This is a genomic window from Methylobacterium sp. GXS13 (assembly GCF_001455965.1).
Taxonomy (GTDB): domain Bacteria; phylum Pseudomonadota; class Alphaproteobacteria; order Rhizobiales; family Beijerinckiaceae; genus Methylobacterium.
In genome coordinates this window covers 23,548-42,096 of sequence record NZ_LKKO01000051.1, presented here as the reverse complement: position 1 = coordinate 42,096, position 18,549 = coordinate 23,548, and the positions used below count along the sequence as shown (strand labels likewise).

General features: G+C 68.6%; 16 protein-coding genes and 1 tRNA gene. 6 read left to right on the top strand and 11 right to left on the bottom strand.

The features are described 5' to 3' along the window. The 4 genes from AO398_RS18860 to AO398_RS18845 form a co-directional block, all read right to left on the bottom strand. The coding region (locus AO398_RS18860) for a DEAD/DEAH box helicase (protein WP_058193680.1) at window positions 1-1,353 on the bottom strand (1,353 nt) is incomplete at its 3' end. A 379-nt stretch (window positions 1,354-1,732) separates the two neighbouring features. Then, window positions 1,733-3,679 (bottom strand): oligopeptide transporter, OPT family, encoded by a 1,947-nt coding sequence (locus AO398_RS18855; protein WP_058193678.1) that lies wholly within the window; start codon window positions 3,677-3,679, stop codon window positions 1,733-1,735. Between the two features lie 621 nt (window positions 3,680-4,300). Then, a tRNA-Leu gene (locus tag AO398_RS18850) sits at window positions 4,301-4,385 on the bottom strand. Between the two features lie 122 nt (window positions 4,386-4,507). After that, window positions 4,508-4,813, bottom strand: coding sequence for a FliM/FliN family flagellar motor switch protein (locus AO398_RS18845; protein ID WP_058193676.1), 306 nt, complete (start codon window positions 4,811-4,813; stop codon window positions 4,508-4,510). A 101-nt stretch (window positions 4,814-4,914) separates the two neighbouring features. On the opposite strand from AO398_RS18845, the gene lipB reads away from it, so the two are divergent. Next, window positions 4,915-5,646 carry a lipoyl(octanoyl) transferase LipB gene (gene lipB, locus AO398_RS18840; RefSeq protein ID WP_082643345.1) on the top strand — a complete coding sequence of 244 codons (732 nt, stop codon included), beginning with the start codon at window positions 4,915-4,917 and terminating at the stop codon, window positions 5,644-5,646. A 10-nt stretch (window positions 5,647-5,656) separates the two neighbouring features. Here lipB and AO398_RS18835 read toward each other — a convergent pair whose 3' ends face one another. Then, window positions 5,657-7,768: a carbohydrate porin gene (locus tag AO398_RS18835; protein WP_082643347.1), complete on the bottom strand. Its 2,112-nt coding sequence runs from the start codon at window positions 7,766-7,768 to the stop codon at window positions 5,657-5,659. Between the two features lie 354 nt (window positions 7,769-8,122). Here AO398_RS18835 and AO398_RS18830 point away from each other — a divergent pair, with 354 nt between their 5' ends. The 4 genes from AO398_RS18830 (at window position 8,123) to AO398_RS18815 (ending at window position 11,345) form a co-directional block, all read left to right on the top strand. Next, entirely contained in the window at window positions 8,123-8,698 is a 576-nt protein-coding gene (locus AO398_RS18830) for an iron transporter (RefSeq protein ID WP_082643344.1), read from the top strand. A 42-nt stretch (window positions 8,699-8,740) separates the two neighbouring features. Further along, window positions 8,741-9,061, top strand: a complete 321-nt coding sequence (locus tag AO398_RS18825) for a cupredoxin domain-containing protein (protein ID WP_243957827.1) — start codon at window positions 8,741-8,743, stop codon at window positions 9,059-9,061. Window positions 9,062-9,173: 112 nt separating this feature from the next. Next, window positions 9,174-10,490 carry a 4Fe-4S binding protein gene (locus AO398_RS18820; RefSeq protein ID WP_244498821.1) on the top strand — a complete coding sequence of 439 codons (1,317 nt, stop codon included), beginning with the start codon at window positions 9,174-9,176 and terminating at the stop codon, window positions 10,488-10,490. Window positions 10,491-10,520: 30 nt separating this feature from the next. After that, entirely contained in the window at window positions 10,521-11,345 is an 825-nt protein-coding gene (locus AO398_RS18815; RefSeq protein ID WP_058193673.1) for an FTR1 family protein, read from the top strand. Window positions 11,346-11,463: 118 nt separating this feature from the next. Here AO398_RS18815 and sseA read toward each other — a convergent pair whose 3' ends face one another. After that, window positions 11,464-12,309: a 3-mercaptopyruvate sulfurtransferase gene (gene sseA / locus AO398_RS18810; protein ID WP_058193670.1), complete on the bottom strand. Its 846-nt coding sequence runs from the start codon at window positions 12,307-12,309 to the stop codon at window positions 11,464-11,466. 417 nt (window positions 12,310-12,726) lie between these two features. Here sseA and AO398_RS18805 point away from each other — a divergent pair, with 417 nt between their 5' ends. Next, window positions 12,727-12,960 (top strand): GcrA family cell cycle regulator, encoded by a 234-nt coding sequence (locus AO398_RS18805; RefSeq protein ID WP_039903524.1) that lies wholly within the window; start codon window positions 12,727-12,729, stop codon window positions 12,958-12,960. 27 nt (window positions 12,961-12,987) lie between these two features. Here the strand turns inward: AO398_RS18805 and AO398_RS18800 are convergent, their stop codons facing one another. The 5 genes from AO398_RS18800 to AO398_RS18780 all read right to left on the bottom strand — a co-directional run bounded on the left by AO398_RS18800 (window position 12,988) and on the right by AO398_RS18780 (window position 18,545). After that, the gene (locus AO398_RS18800; RefSeq protein WP_058193668.1) at window positions 12,988-13,968 is read right to left on the bottom strand and encodes a type II secretion system F family protein; all 981 of its coding nucleotides are present in this window, start codon (window positions 13,966-13,968) and stop codon (window positions 12,988-12,990) included. Window positions 13,969-13,994: 26 nt separating this feature from the next. Beyond that, complete coding sequence (locus tag AO398_RS18795; RefSeq protein WP_058193666.1) at window positions 13,995-14,972, bottom strand: type II secretion system F family protein; 978 nt, start codon at window positions 14,970-14,972, stop codon at window positions 13,995-13,997. Window position 14,973: 1 nt separating this feature from the next. Continuing rightward, the gene (locus tag AO398_RS18790; protein ID WP_058193664.1) at window positions 14,974-16,419 is read right to left on the bottom strand and encodes a CpaF family protein; all 1,446 of its coding nucleotides are present in this window, start codon (window positions 16,417-16,419) and stop codon (window positions 14,974-14,976) included. 54 nt (window positions 16,420-16,473) lie between these two features. Beyond that, window positions 16,474-17,718 (bottom strand): AAA family ATPase, encoded by a 1,245-nt coding sequence (locus tag AO398_RS18785; protein ID WP_058193662.1) that lies wholly within the window; start codon window positions 17,716-17,718, stop codon window positions 16,474-16,476. 68 nt (window positions 17,719-17,786) lie between these two features. After that, window positions 17,787-18,545 carry a CpaD family pilus assembly protein gene (locus AO398_RS18780; protein WP_058193659.1) on the bottom strand — a complete coding sequence of 253 codons (759 nt, stop codon included), beginning with the start codon at window positions 18,543-18,545 and terminating at the stop codon, window positions 17,787-17,789. Window positions 18,546-18,549: the final 4 nt, after the last annotated feature.

Sequence of the window (18,549 nt, the reverse complement as noted above, 5' to 3'; positions counted from 1 at the left end):
ACCGTCACCGCGACCGTCCTGCGGACGGCCCTGGCGGGGCGCACCCTGGCCCTGACCCCCGCCGAACCCGCGGCCGCCCTCCGGGCGTCCCTGCTGGGGGCGACCCTGCTGCGGACGGGACCGCTGGCCCGGACGGCCACCGGCCGGACGCTGCTGCTGGCGCTCGGGCCGGCGCTCTTCTTCACGCGCGATGTCGGCCGCCTCCTGACGGGACGGGGGCGTGAAGCCCTCGGGGAAGCCCGCCACCGGCACACTCTGGCGGGTCAGCCGCTCGATATCGCGCAGGTAAGCCCGCTCCTCGTCATTGCAGAACGAGATCGCCAGACCGGTCGCACCGGCGCGCGCGGTGCGGCCGATGCGGTGGACGTAGCTCTCCGGCACGTTCGGCAGGTCGAAATTGACGACGTGGCTGACGCCGTCGACATCGATACCGCGGGCGGCGATGTCGGCGGCCACCAGCACCCGGCAATCGCCGTCGCGGAAGGCCTGGAGCGCCCGCTCGCGCTGCGGTTGGCTCTTGTTGCCGTGGATCGCCGCGCCGGCGATCCCGACCTTGTCGAGGCCGCGCACGACCCGGTCTGCCCCGTGCTTGGTGCGGGTGAAGACCAGGACCCGGTCGATGGCCGGATCCCGCAGGATATGGGCGAGCAGCGCCTGCTTGGCGCCGGTATGGGCGAAGATCACCTTCTGCTCGACGCGCTCGGCCGTGGTGGCCACCGGGGTCACGGCGACCTGCACGGGATCCTTCAGGTACTGGCCGGCCAGGCCCGCAATGTTCTTCGGCATGGTCGCCGAGAAGAACAGGCTCTGGCGCTGGGCCGGCAGCATCTTCACGATGCGCTTCAGGGCGTGGATGAAGCCGAGGTCGAGCATCTGATCGGCCTCGTCGAGGACGAGGATCTCGACGCCCTCGAGGGTCAGCGAGCGGCGTTCGATCAGGTCGATCAGCCGGCCCGGGGTGGCGACGAGGATGTCGACGCCGGGTGCCAAGGCGCGCTCCTGGCGGCTGATGGTGACGCCGCCGAACACCACCGTGGTGGTGTAGGACAGGTGGCGGCCGTAATCCGCGAAGGATTCGGCGATCTGGTTGGCGAGCTCGCGGGTGGGCGAGAGCACCAGCACCCGGCAGCCGCGGTGAGGTGCCCGGCGATCCGAGAGGGAGAGGCGGTGCAGGATCGGCAGCGCGAAGGCTGCGGTCTTGCCGGTGCCCGTCTGGGCGATGCCGCAGAGGTCGCGGCCCTCCATGGCCGGCGGGATCGCCTGGGCCTGGATCGGGGTCGGCGTGACGTAGCCAGCCTCGCCGAGCGCCCTCAGCACGGGCTGGGCAAGGCCGAAATCGGTGAATTGGGTCAAAGAGATATCCGATGCAGCAGGGCCGGCCGGGCGCTTCGCGTCATATGCGAGCAGCGCAGAATTCAGGTCGGTCCGTTGGCAGGGGGCAGCCCGCGTGATGGGGCGGCCCGGGTGCATGCACGTTATGAAGAGGGGGGCCGGATCACGCCGGAAGGCGCTCGATCCGTCACGCAGCCCCCTCAAGCGGACCATGACGGCCGCTGACGCTGCATCGCCGATATGCGGGTGTGCAGCTGCCAAGTCAATGCACAGCTGTGCCCGGCACGACATGGCACCGATCGCCTGGGCGCACGGCTCGGCTATCGATCTTGTCCTTCTGGATCGAGACGAACGCAAATCACGCCGCGATGGCGTACCCTGTCGGCTGGATGGGTTCGCGTCAGCCCACCAAGCGCTGCGTCTGACGGTAGAGACACGCCACAAGGCCCGCGAACAACACCAGGCCGCCGATCAGCGCGGGGCCGCCAAAACCGCCGCCCGCCAGCGCCAGGGCGGCATCGTCGCCCGACACGTACACGATCAGCGCGAAGGCGACCCCCCAGAGGCTCTCCCCGACGATCAGGCCCGTGGCTGTCAGCGTACCGAGCCGGATTGCCCGCTCCGGATCGGCCTGGCGGCGCGCCCAGCGCTCGTAGACCGTGCCGATCACCGCGCCGGCCACGAGGGGCACGATCAGCTTCATGGGCAGGTAGATCCCGAAGGCGGTTGCGAGCGGCGGAAGGCGAAGGCGCTTCAGACGGCCGAGGGTCTCATCCAGGGCGATCAGCCCCACCCCCGCGGCGGCGCCCCAGCCCAGCATGCGCCAATTGCCTTCGCCCGAGAGCACGCCCTTGGCCAGAGTCGAGATCAAGCCGGCCTGTGGTGCGGCCAGCGCGTTCGGGCCGGCACCGGGCGTCCCGACGAAGCCGAAGCTCGTCGCCAGCACGTTGAGCACCGGCGGTATGATCGCCGACCCGAACACCACGCCGACGATGAGCGCCGCCTGCTGCTTCCACGGGGTCGCCCCGACCAGCTGGCCGGTCTTGAGGTCCTGCAGGTTGTCATTCGCGATGGTGCAGATGCTGAACACGATGCCGGTGACGGTCAGTACGTAGGCGACGAGCGCACCGCTGCTCTCGGCATCCGCATCGCGGCCGAGAAGACCCAGCAGCATCGCGGAACTTGCCAGCGCGGCCAGGATACCGATCCCCGACACGGGCGAGTTGGAGGCGCCGATCAGCCCGGCCATGTAGCCGGTGACAGCCGCCACCACGAGCCCGAGCACCAGGACGAACAGCAGGCCGCCCGCGATCAGCAGCACGCCGTGACGCTCCAGACTTGTGCCGGCGAGGACGTCCCAGAGGAGCCAGCCGATCGGGAGGAGCAGGGCCTTCGCGACCAGGAGGACGACCGCGATCGGCAGGTCGCGCTCCTCCAGCGCCAGCGTCGCGCCGGCCTGACGCGCCCGCCCAGCCGCGAAGGACGAGCCAATGCCGCCCAGCACCGGGCGGGCGATCCGGATCAGCGTCCAGATCGCGGCGACGCCCATCACCCCGGCGCCGAAGAACCGCACCTCCTGCCGGAAGACCGCGCCGACCCAGGCGTCGACGCTCAGCCCCGGCATCGGCTGCTGTGCGGTCAGGATCGGCACCAGAACGACCCAGCCGATCACCAGCCCGAGGGCCATCGCGGCACCCACCGACAGGCCGACGAGATGGCCGACGCCGAGCAGCGCGAAGGACAAGTTGCCGGCGAGCCCGGTGGCGCCGGCACCGACCCGGAACCAAGTCGCGGCGCTGTCGAGCGCCAGCCGGGTCTGGGCCAGGGCCGCGAAGCCGGCCGAGGCCAAGCTGTTCCAGACCAGAATGCGCAGGCCCAGCGCGCTGTCCGCCGCCCCGGCGGTGCCCTGGGTGCCGAGCGCCAGCACCTCGGCGGCCGCGTGCCCCTCGGGATAGGGCAGGTCCGAATCGACTACGAGGGCACGGCGCAGGGGCACGGAGAACATCACGCCCAGGATCCCGCCCGTTGCGGTGATCCCCGCGGTGGTGAGCCAGGGGAAGCCGTGCCACCAGCCGATCATGACCAAGCCCGGCAGCACGAAGATGATCGCCGAGAGCGTGCCCGCCGCCGACGCGACGGTCTGCACAATGTTGTTCTCCAGCACCGTCGCGCCGGGGAGGTGGCGCAGCACCGCCATGGAGATCACCGCGGCCGGGATCGATGTGGCGAAAGTGAGCCCGACCTTGAGGCCGAGATAGACATTGGCGGCAGTGAAGAGCAGCGTCAGCGCGCCGCCGAGCAGGATGCCGCGCCAGGTCAGTTCGGCGGATTGGGCGCTGCTGGACATACGAATCGGGCTCCGCGACCTCGTCCAGAGAGTTTATCGATGGGCGGCGGAAGGACACAACCGGTTTGCCGGCGCATCATCACGATCCAAATTGGATCGGGCCGGGCGGCTTTGTTTGCGCGACGTCTGTTTTGTCAGTGAAAGCCTAAACCAAAAATTGAAATATTGGGATATGGGTATATCGGCAAGTCGAGCCGACGCGTTCCGCCGCCAGGGCTTCGAATCGTGGGTGTGGTGGCCGCGCGGAGCGAACACGCGGCCATGCAGATCGACGAGGCGCGCACCAACGAGACGGCACTCGCCCTTCCGTGGCTGGCGCTCCGCAACGAATGCCGGGTCTCGAAGGGGGGCGACGGGGCAACGCTCGGCTGTCTGCACACGACGAGCCTGATGACGACCCGGTCGGCAAGGCCAGCCCGTATGCTGATCGAGGAAGGCCTGCGCCGATCGGAGACTCTGTTCGAAGCCCTGTCCATTCATAAGGACGGACCGCCCCGACCATTGAGCTCTGGTTGCCCACTCGCAATTCGTCGTGATCAGGAAAAAGACGATCCTCGAACCGGCGATCGCGGTCTCGCGCCGAACGATCCGCCGTCTGAGGAAAGCACCACATCGAACGTGTGGTGCGGCCAAGAGGACTCGAACCTCCACCCCTCGCGGGACTAGCACCTCAAGCTAGCGCGTCTACCAATTCCGCCATGGCCGCATCGGACGCAAAGATCCGCCCGTTTGCCCGAACGCTGCGGCCTCCGGGAAATCCCTCGGGTCGCCGTCATGTCGGGCGGCGCAGCGGATAACAGATCGATCCGCCGCCGACAAGCGCTTCGCTCAACTGGACGCGTAGCTATCGTCCAGGAACGGCGTCGCGCTGTCGCCGATGGTGGTGCCGGGCTCGACGATTGCCGCCGCCTTGCGGATCAGCTCCGTCACCTCGACCGAGATGCGGTCGCCGGTCACCACGATCTGGCCACGGGCGATCGGGTGGTCGTTGGCCAGGATCTCGACCATGTCGCTGTCGCTGGCTTCGAGCTCGATCACGGCGCCGCGGCCCATGCGCAGCAGCATGTGCAGCGGCATCCGTGCGCGCCCGAGCACCACCGTCAGATCGACCTTCAGGGTCTCGAAGACCGCCACCGCCTGCCCATCCCGTCTCGCAGCCGACCGAGCATCAAAACCTTGCCACCGCCGGCCGCGGATGTTGAAGGCTTCGACCATCAACGCAGGATGGTGAACCCTTGGTAAACGCGCCCCGCCTCACGGTCTCGCCGCACGCCTTTCCCAAGCGGCCAGGCTCGGATCCAGCCGCCGGTCCGGTGACTTGGCGGGTGAGCGATGCGCCCGTGGACTACGTGGAGGCGATCGCCTGGATGGAAGCGCGGGTGGAGCGGATCGCACGCGGCGCGGCGCCCGAATGCGTCTGGCTGCTCGAACACCCGCCGCTCTACACCGCCGGCACCTCGGCGCGGTCCGAGGATCTCGTGGCGCCCGATCGATTCCCGGTCCACGCCACGGGGCGGGGCGGGCAGTACACCTATCACGGCCCGGGCCAGCGGGTCGCCTACGTGATGCTCGACCTCGACCGGCGCAGCCGGGATCTGCGCGCCTACGTGGCGAGCCTAGAGGGCTGGCTGATCGAGACGCTGGCGGCGTTCAACGTCCGGGCCGAGCGCCGGGAGGACCGGGTCGGTGTCTGGGTGCGCCGCCCGGAGAAGGGGTCGGGGGTGGAGGACAAGATCGCGGCCATCGGCATCCGGGTGCGCCGCTGGGTCAGCTTCCACGGGATCAGCCTGAACGTCGAGCCGGACCTGTCGCATTTTGCCGGAATCGTACCCTGCGGCGTGCGCGAGCACGGGGTGACGAGCCTGGTCGATCTCGGTCTGCCGGTGAGCCTGGCGGAGGTCGACATGCAGCTGCGCGCGGCATTCGAGACGATCTTCGGGGCGACGGTGATCGAGGCAGCGGAGTAGCCGCCCGCGATCAGAAATCTGCGTGCAGCCGTGACGCGAAGAAGTGGGCCGGCCCGCGATCACGGTTGTAGCCGGGGTTGTCGACGAACTGGTAATCGAAGGTGAGGGTCACGAACTTCGTGAGGTTCAGGGCGTAATAGGTCTCGACCGCCCGCTCGCTGCCGTAGTTGAGCCGCCCGTCACCGATCAGCAGGCCGAAATACCCGGCCGCGAAGGCGGCGCGGTGCGAGGGCGAGAGCCGGTTCATCGCCGTGCCGATGCCGATCGTGTCGTCCGGTCGGTCCCAGGCCTTGCCCTTCAGCGACAGGCCCCCGGAGAAGCTCTGGTCGATATCGGTGAAGGAGATGTTCTCCGTGCGCCCGTCGTTCAGGCTGGCCCGGGCGAACAGCCCGAGCTCGGGGGTCAGGGCTTGTTCCAGGTTGATGTAGCCGCCGGTCTTGCGGCGGGGACGCCGTGTCGCCGCGACGGCGTCGTTGATATCGTCGAACTGGCCGAGCTGCGTGAGGGTGACGACCTCCCGGTTGTTGGCCGAGACCCCGACATTCGAGAACAGGCCGATGCGGATCTTGCCGGGCTGCTCCAGCCACGGGAGCACGTGGCGCTCCTCGAACTCGGCGTTCAGGCCGGCGCGCCGGAACACCCGCGGGTCGAGCACGTCGCTCGACGGTTCCTTGGGCACCTGCGTGTAGGCGGCGCGGATCGCGAAGTCGGGTCGGTTGTATTCCGCGTAGACGCCCTGGGTGAAGCCCGGGAGGTTGGCCGGGAAGTCCCAGGCCGAGGCGCCCCAGAGCGACCAGTTGAAGAAGTCGACCCGCGGGTCGTGCGCGTAGACGTTGCCGTCGAAGAAGTCGCCCAGCGCGAACTTGCCGGCGATCAGGGTGATCCGCTCCGCATCGTACCGGGTCGCAACCTGATTCGGCCCGTCCGGTACCTCCACGGTCTCGCCGCCGAGCCCGATCGTCTGCTTCACGTAGTAGCGGTTCGAGCGCAGTTTCGGGAACGGGGCACCGGCCTTCTGCGCCTCGCCGTTGACGAAGCCCGCAACGCCCAGCGTCCGCGACAGGCCGAAGCCCTGGCTGAACTCGGGGTTGTAGTACAATTCGGTGCTGTCGGTGAGCTTGAGGCCGAGGAAGATCGTCGCCGTGGTGGTCTGGCGGGCCTGGTGCGGGATCAGGCTCTGCGCCCCTTCGTACGGTGAGCGGAAGCCCGGCACACCCTGGGCGATCAGCGTCGTCTGGCCGTGCAGCGAGAAGCGCCCGGTATCGCCGTTGTCGGGATCGTGCGGGGCGGTCTCGTCCGGATCGGCCGGCACCTTCAGGCCGTCGGGGAACCACATCAGCCGCGCGAACAGCTGATTCGAGGTGAACCGGGCCCGGGACGTGACCGGACCGCCATCGTCGCCCGGCACGCTGCCCAGGGAGAACCGCCGGCTGCCGCCCAGATCGATGTAACGGTAGTCGATCCCGAGCGCGAGCGAATCGCTGATCGCGTATTGGATGCCCGCGCCCAGGGTGAACCCGAGATAGCCGAGCTCGCGCCGCGCCGTGTTCTGGCCGCCCGCGTCGAGATCCGGATAATTGGCCAGGAATCGGGCGTTGGCGCCCGCGAGCCCGAAGCTCCCGTAGACCAGGTAGCGGTCGAAGCTGTAGCCGATCCGGGCCCGGAGAGTGCCGTACACGTCGGTCTTGGCACGCACGATGTTGAAGGTCGGATCGGCATCCTCGTAGCCGAAGCCCGTGATGGTCGAGGGCACCGGCCGCTTCAGGTTCGCCACGTCGAGGCTGCCCTCGACGCCGTAGACCCAGGGGCCGGTCTGCCAGTTCCAGCCGCCGAACACGCCCCCGACCGCCGTGGTGGCGTTGCGGCCCTGGTCGCTGCGGCCCGTGGAATCGCCGCTCTTGAACGCCGGAACCGCCCGGCCGCCGATCGTCGTCGGTCCGAAATTATAGGCCCCATAGGATCCGCCCGCGCTGCCCTGGAGGCCGACATAGCCGCCCGACCAATCCGTGTAGACGGGGAGGTCTGCCAGGGGACGCAGCGTGGCCGGGTCGGCCGCAGCCGCCGGAGAGGATGCGATGAGGGGCGCTGCGAGTACGAGGGCAGCTGCGCGGAGGAGAAGCATAGGACGGAACGGCATCACACGCACGGGAGGGATATAGCAATTGCTATAATGTGGATTGCGGGCGCGCAAGCCGTCTTGGATCGTCTCGAACACAGGCCGCACCGTTTTCTCGTCCCGCGCCGCATTGTCGAGGCCGCGCATGGCAACGGCATGACGATCCCCACATCTCTCCGCCGGTCAAGATACGCGCGGCCACAGCGGGCCGAATAACTTTAACGCTCGGACCAAATCTCAACAGATCCGCAGGTAAAGCCCAAGAACTACCATACGCAAACGCTGTAATGGTATCAGATTAGAATTATTATGATTTGATTTGCGTCGGTTTGCCTCTTTGAAACTTTTGCCGAGAGCGTTATGTGCGACGCCATGCGCGTCTCGACTCTTCTCCCGATTCTCCGCGGCCTCGCTGCGGGTGCCCTCCTTGCGACTGCCGGGGCCGTTTCGGCCAAGGAGGTGCCGATTGGTCCGCACGTGACCAAGAACGGCCTCGAGGTCGCTGCTGTCTACCTCCAGCCGATCGAGATGGACCCGCCCGGCATGATGCGCGCCGCCGCCCAGTCGGACCTGCATCTCGAGACCGATATCCGCGCCGCCAAGGATAACCGGAACGGCTTCGCCGAGGGGGATTGGGTGCCGGCCCTCGATGTCCGGTTCGAGGCGGTGAAGCTCGACGGCGACAAGCCGACGGACCAGAAGGTGTCGGGCATGCTGATGCCGATGGTCGCCAATGACGGCCCGCATTACGGCGACAACGTCAAGCTGTTCGGCCCCGGCCGCTACCGCCTGAAGGTCACGGTCGCCCCGCCCGGCAAGGACAGCCATTTTGGCCGCCATGTCGACAAGGAGACGGGGGTGGGCCCGTGGTTCGAGCCCTTCGACGTGACCCAGGACTTCACCTTCGCCGGCGTCGGCAAGAAGGGCGCCTACTGAACCGGAGGGATAGCCGTGTCACGCTCGTTGCACCCCCTTCGGCTGGGCATCGCCGCGTTCCTCGCCGTCACTGGCGCGGCGGTCTCCGCGCGCGCGGACGACATGCCGGTCATCAAGGTCGAGATGCGCGACGGCGTGATCCTGCCGGCGGTCATCGAAGTGCCGGCCAACATGCGATTCAAGCTGGAGATCTCGAATACCGGCCAGTCGCCGGTGGAGTTCGAGAGCACGGAACTCAAGCGCGAGAAGGCGCTGGCGGCGGGGTCGACCTCGGCGATCGTGTTCCGAACCCTCGATCCCGGCACCTACCAGGTGTTCGACGACTTCCATCCCGAGGCGAAGGCCACCCTGGTGGCCAAATGAGCGCGTCTTGACGGTGACCGCCCCGACCCTCCTCGCCGACGCACCCGCACGCCGGGACCTGATCGACGCGCGGCTCGCCCGCTTCGGCGACTGGCTGCGGCGGCACGGCTGGATGATCCGCGCCGTGCAATGGGTGATCGTCGGGGTCTACGGCGTACTGGTGATCGTGCCGGCTCTGCTCCCGCTGCCTGACAACACCGCGCATATCTGGACCAACCTGACGCTCGCCGCGCAATTCGCGTTCTGGGGCATCTGGTGGCCGTTCGTGCTCCTGAGCATGGTGCTGGTCGGCCGGGCCTGGTGCGGCGTGCTCTGCCCGGAGGGGGCGCTGAGCGAGTTCGCCAGCCGGTGGAGCCGCGGCTATGCCGTGCCGCGCTGGATCACCTGGCAGGGTTGGCCGTTCCTGGCGTTTGCCGGTACCACCGTCTACGGGCAGATGACCAGCGTCTACGGCTATCCGAAGCCGGTGCTCGCGGTGCTCGGCGGCTCGACGGTCGCGGCGATCATCGTCGGTCTGCTCTACGGCCGCAACAAGCGGGTCTGGTGCCGCTATCTCTGCCCGGTCAACGGCGTCTTCGCGGTGCTGTCCAAGCTCGCGCCGATCAGCTTCCAGGTCGACCGCGCCGCCTGGGCGGCCTCGCCCAAGCCCGTGCAGGGCACTGAGGCTTTCAACTGCGCGCCCCTGGTCCCGGTCAAGGCGATGCGCGGCTCCGGTTCCTGCCATATGTGCGGGCGCTGCAGCGGCCATCGCGGCGCGGTGCGCCTCGCCCTGCGTTCGCCCAACCACGAGATCGTCCACGTCGCCGGCCAGGAGCCGAGCCTGGAACAGACGGTGCTGATCCTGTTCGGCATGCTGGCCCTGGCGGTGGGCGCGTTCCAGTGGTCGTCGAGCCCCTGGTTCGTCGAGGCCAAGCAAGGGGCCGCCACCTGGCTGATCGGGCACGGAATCACCTGGCCGCTGGAGATGTCCGCGCCCTGGTTCATCCTGACGAACTACCCCGACCACAGCGACGTGATGACCCTGCTCGACGGTGGGTTGCTGCTGGCCTACATCGGCGCCGCGACCGTGATCCTCGGGCTGGCCCTGTCGGGGATCGTTGCGCTCGCGACCGTCGCGCTCGGCGGCTGGTCGCTCCGGCGCTTCCACCACCTGACGCAGACGCTGATCCCGGTGGCGGGCTGCGGCGTCTTCCTGGGCCTCTCGGCGCTGACCGTCACGTTCCTGCGGGGCGACGGTATCGTCATCCCGTACGTGTCGGAGATCCGCGCGGCCATGCTGATCGGCTCCGGCCTGTGGAGCGTGTGGCTCGCCTGGCGGGTCGCCGGCCTCGGGGCGGGCGGTCTCCGGCGGGCTGCGGCCACAGCCTCCATTGCCTCAGCGGTGACCCTCTCGGTCGCCAACTGGGTGCTCCTGTTCTGGGTCTGGTAGCGCGGTCCGCGTTCAACTGAGGAGAACGCCATGATCGGCGCGTTCATCATCGCCTTCCGCGAAGTCATCGAGGCGGGCCTGATCATCTCCATCGTGCTCGCGGCCACACGGGGCATCCCGGGCCGGATGCGCTGGGTGCTGCTCGGCGTCGTCGGCGGTCTCGCCGGGGCCGGCCTCGTCGCTCTGTTCGCCGAATCGATCTCCGATGCCTTCGAGGGCAGCGGCCAGGACATCCTGAACGCCGCCGTGCTGATCGTCGCGGTACTGCTGCTGATCTGGCACAACACCTGGATGAGCAAGCACGGCAAGGAGCTCGCGGGCGAGTTGCGCGCGGCCGGCGAGGCGGTGCGCTCGGGCGAACGTGAGGCCGCCGCCCTCTCGATCGTCGTCGGCGCCGCGATCCTGCGCGAGGGGGCCGAGCTGGTCCTGTTCCTCTACGGCCTTGTGGCCTCCGGCACCTCGGGCGCGGACATCCAGTTCGGCGCCTTCGCGGGCATCGGGGCCGGCATCCTCCTCTCCGCGGTGACCTATCTCGGTCTGGCCTCGATCCCGAGCCGCTACGTGTTCTCGATCACGAGCGCGCTGATCATCTTCCTTGCCGCGGGGCTCGCGTCGCAGGCCGCCCAGTTCCTGGCCAATGCCGGTGTCGTTGATATTCTCGGCCAGACCCTGTGGAACAGCTCGGGCGTGATCGCGGAAAATTCCTGGCCGGGCCGGGTGCTGCACGCCCTGGTCGGCTACACCGACCGGCCCACCGCCCTGCAGGGGCTGGTCTATGTCGGCACCATCGCCGTGATGATCGGGCTGATGCAGTGGAGTTCGGCCGACAAGCGCCCGACGGTGCGCACCGCTTGAGTCAAGGGTTTCCAAAGGGCCGGGCGCTTTGGCGGGGTATCGGGGCGGAGCCCTGATGAGCAGGGCGTTGCCCTGCCCCCCCAAACGGTCGGCGACCTCTTGAAACCGGGACTTGGCCTTATGCGCCCGTCGCGACTGGCCGTGCCGTGTCGGCGCCCCATTCGGACCAGGACCCGTCGTAGAGGCCGCGAGCCGGCCGGCCCATGGTCTCCAGGGCCAGGGCGATGATCGCCGCGGTGACGCCGGAGCCGCAGGTGGTCACGACCGGCCGGTCGGGATCGATGCCACTCTCCGCGAACACCTTCTCTAGCTCCTCCGGGTTTTTCAGCCGACCGTCGCGCTGGAGGGACGCGTAGTGCAGGTTGTGCGCCCCGGGCATGTGCCCCGGCCGCACGCCCGGCCGCGGCTCCGGATCCTCGCCGCGGAAGCGGGTCGCTGAGCGGGCATCGACCACCTGGGCCGAGCCGGTCTCCAGGGCCCGGGCGACGTCGTTGGCGTCCGCTACGGCACCGTGGTCGAGCCGGGCGGTGAAGTGGCGCCGTTCGCGGGGGACGGGGTCGCCGTCCTCGGTGGGGTAGCCCGCGGCGATCCAGGCGGGCAGGCCGCCATCCAGCACCAGCGCGTCCCGCACCCCGAAGGTCTTGAGCATCCACCAGACCCGGGGGGCTGAGAACAGGCCCTGGCCGTCATAGACGACGATCTGCAGGCCGTCGCCGATGCCCAGCGCGCGCATCCGCGAGGCGAACACGTCGGAGCGGGGCAGCATGTGCGGCAGGCTCGACTCAGTGTCGCTCATGGCGTCGAGGTCGAAGCGCAGGGCCCCGGGAATATGCGCGGCCTGGTACTCGGCGGCGGCATCGCGGCCGGCGGCCGGCAGGTACCACGAGGCGTCGAGCACCACGATGTCGGGGGCATCGCGGCGGTCGTGCAACCATTCGGGGGTCACGAGGGGCGGGTGGGCCATGATCCGCAATCCGGCTCTGTTCGCGAGAGCACCCACCAAACCACAGGCCGGGGCGGGTTGCACGCCCGGTCGCGGCCCTGCGGCTTCGCGGTCGGGCGGTTTCGTCAGGGGCGACGCCGGTCGTGGCGCGCCCGCAATCCGACAGCCAGCTACGCACCGCGCACCGTGGTCCGATGCAGCGAATGCACGCTGGTCTTGTTTTCAATCGTTGTAACCCCAGTTACGACAACACGATGACGCTCACCGCGCCAGCCGTCGAGGCCGGTTCGGGCGGGTCGCCCCCGATGCCGTTCCGAGCGACGCAAGCTCCGGACAGGCGAGACGGGGCCGCCGCCTGAAGGAGGAGCGTCCGATCCTCCCTCTCTGCCGAGGCGCCTGCGCCGACCGTGCAGTCTGCTTATTGAGCCGATCACCGCCATGAATCAACTCGTCCGTATGTCTCAGATCGGCGATGCCGAGGGCGTCCAGGAGCCGTCGGCTGATCTGCGTGTGCCCTTCGCGCAGTCCGGGGCCTTCGTATGCAAGTACATCATCGGCGAGCCGAACGACCGCGCGATCTGCTGCGGTGCGCCGGTCTCCGACGGTAAGAGCTGGTGCGCGTTCCACCGCCGCATCGTCTTCGAGCCGACCCGGCCCGGTCGTATCCGCTGAGCGCCTGACGCGTCGAGCATCGCGCCGTCACTGCATCTGCATGACCTGGATGACGGCCGGCGTGATGATCACGACGAACAGCACGGGCAGGAAGAACAGAATCATCGGTACGGTCAGCTTGGGCGGCAGGCTGGCCGCTTTCTTCTCGGCCTCGTTCATGCGCTGGTCGCGGCTCTCCTGGCTCAGGACCCGCAGGGCCTGACCCACCGGCGTGCCGTAGCGCTCGCCTTGGATCAGCGCGGTCGCCACCGACTTCACGGGCTCAAGCCCGGTCCGCAGCGCCAGGTTCTCGTAGGCCTGCCGCCGATCGGGCAGGAACGACATCTCGGCCGTCATCAGGGCGAGTTCCTCGGCCAGCACCACCGAGGACGTGGCGATCTCGGTGCTCACCTTCCGGAACGCGTTCTCGATCGCCATACCGGATTCGACGCAGATCAGCGTCAGGTCGAGGGCGTCCGGCCACGCCCGCCTGATCTCGGCCTGCCGCTTCTTGGCGGTGTTGAGCAGGAACAGCTCCGGCGCCTTGATGCCCGCATAGGCTGTGCCGATCACCATCCCGATCCGCATCAGGTATGTGGCGTCGATCGCCTCCAGCACGAACAGGTAGAAGAACGCCGTGATCACGGCGGCCAGCGGGACGATCAGGCGGAAGAACAGGAACGTGGTTTCCGCGCCTTGGCCGCGATAGCCCGCCATCATCAGCTTGCGCTTGGCGGTGTCGGTCCCGAGCCAGCGGTTCAGCTGGTAGCGGTCGACGATAGATTTCATGTAAGCCTTGGGCGCGACGCGCAGCGTCGCCCGATCGTTCGGCCGCACCCGGTCCACCTGGCGCTCTCGCCGCCGGATAAGCTCGCGCTCGTCGCTGACGAGCTTCATCCGCTTGGCAAGCTTGTCCGTTTCGAAGAAAGGCTGCGCCACCGCAAAGGCGGTTGCGGCTGCCGCGATGGCGGTCAGCAGTGCCCCCATGAAACGGGGATCGAACAGCTTCTCCGCGATGGCGTCGATCATGGAACCGGATCCCGATCAGCTACGGCTCAGAAATCGAAGGCGATCATCTTCTTGATCGTTAAGACGCCGATCGACATCCAGATCGCCGCGCCCACCAGCGCGATCTTGCCGATATCCGTCGTCCAGAGCAGCGAGATGTAGTCCGGGCTGGTCAGCGTGGTGATGCCCGCCACGCCGAAGGGCAGGCACGCGATGATCGAGGCCGAGGCCTTGGCCTCCATGCTCATCGCCTGGACCTTGCCCCGCATCTTGGCCCGGTCGCGCAGGACCACCGAGAGATTGTTCAGCGCCTCCGACAGGTTGCCGCCCGATTGCTGCTGGATGTTGATCACGATCGCGAAGAAGTTCACCTCGGCGGTCGGCACCCGCTCGAACAGGCGCGAGACGGCCTCGCCCAGCGAGAGGCCCATCGCCTGGGTCTCGATCACCGTCCTGAACTCGCTGCGCACCGGCTCCTCGGCCTCGCGCGAGACCATGCGGAAGCAGTCGCCGACCGGGATGCCGGTGCGGATGCCGCGCACCACCACGTCGACGGCGTTGGGCAGCTCCTTGTTAAACTTCGCGATGCGCCGGAGCCGCAGGTGGCGCAGCAGCCAGGCGGGCAGGCCGAAGCCCCCCGCGAAGGCGGCGCCGGCTGCGGCCACCGGGCTGTCGGTGATGAGGAACAGAAGCAGGCCGAGGATTGCGGCGCAGCCCCCCGAGACGGTGTAGAAGGTCCGCTTCGTCCAGCTCAGGCCGGCGCGGGCGAGCTTCAGCTCCAGCGTGGCCTTGTTGGCGTTCTTCGCCTTCGCCTCGATCTCGCTCAGCGTCTTGGCGACCTGCTCGCGGCGGTTGACCGCGACGCCGCGTACCGCCGCCCCGGAGGCCGAGACGCCGATCGATTTCAGGCGCTTGCTCGCCCGGCGCTGGCCGCCGAGCAGCGGCAGCACGGCCACGTAGGCGACGGCCGCCACGGCGATGCCGATCAAGCCGGCCGCGATCGGTATCTGGGACGAATCGGGCATGCTAGGCCCCGTTGACGACTTCGGCGGCGTCGAGCGCCTCGCCGAGCCGGCGATCCAGGCCGTAATAGCGGGCCCGCTCCCAGAATTTCGGCCGGCCGACGCCCGTCGAGCGATGGCGCCCGATCAGCTTCCCGTTCGGATCCTCGCCGACGATATCGTAGAGGAAGACGTCCTGGGTGGTGATCACGTCGCCCTCCATGCCCAGCACCTCGGTGATGTGGGTGATGCGCCGGGAGCCGTCGCGCAGGCGCATGGCCTGGATCACCACGTCGATCGAGCCGCAGATCATCTCGCGCAGGGTCTTCGACGGCAGCGTGAAGCCGCCCATCGAGATCATCGACTCGATCCGCGACAGGCATTCGCGCGGGCTGTTGGCGTGCAGCGTGCCCATCGAGCCATCGTGGCCGGTGTTCATCGCCTGGAGCAGGTCGAAGGCCTCGGGTCCGCGGACCTCGCCGACGATGATCCGCTCCGGCCGCATGCGCAGGCAGTTCTTGACGAGGTCGCGCATGGTGACCTGTCCCTGACCCTCCATGTTCGGGGGGCGCGTCTCCAGGCGCACGACATGAGGCTGCTGGAGCTGCAGCTCGGCCGCGTCCTCGCAGGTGATGACCCGTTCGTCGTGCTCGATGAAGGCGGTGAGGCAGTTCAGCAGCGTGGTCTTGCCGGAGCCCGTACCGCCCGAGATGACGACGTTGCAGCGCGACTGGCCGATGATCTTCAGGACCTCGGCGCCCTCCGGGGAGATCGCCCCGAAGCGCACGAGCTGCTCGAGGGTGAGCTTGTCCTTCTTGAACTTGCGGATCGTGAGCGCCGGCCCGTCGATGGCCAGCGGCGGCGCGATCACGTTGACGCGCGAGCCGTCCGGCAGGCGCGCGTCGCAGATCGGCGAGGCGTCGTCCACGCGCCGCCCGACCTGGCTGACGATGCGCTGGCAGATGTTCATCAATTGCTGGTTGTCGCGGAACCGCACATTGGTCAGCTGAATCTTGCCGTTGACCTCGATGAAGGTCCGGTTGGCGCCGTTGACCATGATGTCGGCGATGTCGTCGCGAGCGAGCAGCGGCTCCAGCGGGCCGTAGCCCAGCACGTCGTTGCAGATGTCGTCGAGCAGCTCCTCCTGCTCGGCGATCGACAGGACGATGTTCTTGAGCCCGATGATCTCCGTGACGATGTCGCGGATCTCCTCCCGGGCGGTCTCGGCGTCGAGGCGCGAGAGCTGCGTGAGATCGATCGCCTCGATCAGGGCGCCGAAGATCAGGCTCTTGGTCCGGTAGTAATCCTCGGAGCGCAGGTTCTCGACCACCGCCGGGGCGGCGGGCTTGGGCGTCGGCTTTGGCGCCGGGGCGGAATCGCGCAGCACCGGCGCTGTCGGCAAAGCGGCCCGCACCGGCGGGGCCGGTGCGGGTGTCGTCGGAGCGGTTCCGGATTGTCGCCTACCGAACATGGGTCAGGTCCAAGGCGCCCGCGTGAGGCATCATCCCGGTAAAGATCTCGCGCATCACGAGGCCTTGCGGCCGGCGAGCTTGGCCAGCAGCGGCTCCAGCAGGCTGGACTTGCTGCGCCGGGTCTCGGGGCGCCCGAGGGTGACCGCCGCCAGATCGTTGAACAGCTCCGCCACTTTCGAGCCGGCCTGGATCTCGGCGATCATCTGGCCATTGTTGGCGGCGGTGCCGAACAGGGTCGGCTCGAACGGGATCGTGGCGGCGATCGGCGCGTCCAGCGCCTTGGCGAACTCGGCGGCGCCGATCTCCGGCCGTTTGGGCATGCCGACGCCGTTGAGCAGGATCCGGGGCGGCTGGTCGTTCGGGCGGCCATGCTGGAGCGCCCCGAGCAGGTTCTTGGCGTTGCGCAGGCAGGCGAGGTCGGGGCCCGCGACGATCAGGATCTCGTCAGCCGCCGTCAGCACACGCTTGGACCACGCGCTCCACTGATGCGGGATGTCGAGGACCACGCAGGGCACGCTGGCCCGCAGGTACTCGATCAGCGAATCGAAGGCGGGCTCCGACAGGTCGATGGTCCGGTCGAGGCTCGCCGGGGCCGAGAGCAGGCTCAGATTGTCGCTGCATTTCGACAGCAGCCGTTCGACCAGCGCCGAATCCAGGCGCTCGGGGGCGAACACCGCCTCGGCGATGCCCTGGGGCGGGTCCTGATTGAAGTTGAGCGAGGCGGTGCCGAAGGCGATGTCGAGATCGGCGATCACCGTCTGGACGCCTTGGTTCCGGGCGATCGACCAGGCGAAGTTGTGCGCCACCGTCGAGGCGCCGATGCCGCCTTTGACCCCGTAAACCGCTATCGTGCGGCCCACCGGCTTGACACCCGGCGCCGTGAACAGGTCGGAGATCGCCGCGATCAGGGTCAGCGGCTCGACCGGCGCCATCAGGTAGTCGGACACGCCGCGCTGGATCAGCTGGCGGTACAGGGTCACGTCGTTGACGTGACCGATCACCAGGACGCGGGTGCCTTCGTCGCAGACTTCGGCCAGGGCATCCAGGCACTCGACCGGCTTCGAGCGCACGCCCTGCATCTCGATAATGATGACATTGGGCGTCGGCGCGTGGCGGTAGGCCTCGATCGCCGCGGCCCCGCCGCCCATCCGAACCTTGATCTGCGCCTTCTGCATGCGCCGGTCGAGGGCTGCGCCCTCGAGCATCGCGGCGGTCTCGCCGGTCTCGCAGAAGGCCTGGATCGTGATCCGGGGCACCGGGGCGATCGTACGCTCGGATGTCTCGGACGGGTCCGCCATGACGGCACTTTCGGGTTCGTGGTCGCGTCGCGGCTTCGGTGACGGCGTGAGAGGTTGCACCGTCCGTCCTAGTTACTGACCTGAGACTTGACGGCGTTGGTCCCATCTTGCCGCCATGTGGTTGACGGATCCTTGCCGTCCCGCAACTGGCCGATGTCCCGGACGCGCTTGACCGTGTCGATCCGACCCTCCGGCCGGCCGCGCACCAGGTCGATCGGGTCGGCCACCTGGGCGGCCACGTTCGCCTGGGTGGCGCAGCCGAGGTTCCAGCTCGGCCGGTTGCTGTAATCGGACGCGAAGTTCGAGGTGCCGAGGTCCTGGGGCCACAGCCCGCACTGGTCGGCGACCTTGGCCTGCATGCGCTGGAAGCTCAGCCGGATCGGCGCGGCCAAACCTGCTGGCGCTACCGGATAGGGCGACTGGGCGATCTCGCGGGCGCCGACGCCGTCCTCGGTACCGCGCCGGAGCAGGGACACCGCCGTGCGTGCGACGGCGTCGGCCTGGGCCGGCGGCAGGCCCTGGGGCACCTCCATCAGGATGCCGCCGCGGCCGTAGCGGCGGTATTCCAGCATGAAGGCGTCGATATCGCCGGCCTGGCGCGGATCGAGATGGCCCGGCCCGGTGGCGAAGACGTCGAGGCTGCGGGTTCCGTCGGCCAGCACGATCGGGTGCCGCGCGCGGTAATCCGACAGGTCGATTCCCCCGGTGGTGGCGGGCTCGCCCTTGCAGGCGGCGGCCAGCAGGCCGAGCGCGCAGGCGGCCAGCAGGCTGGCCGGGCGGCGTGCGACGTCAAGACGGGCCGGGGCGAGCGAGTGGCGTCGAGTCATGGGT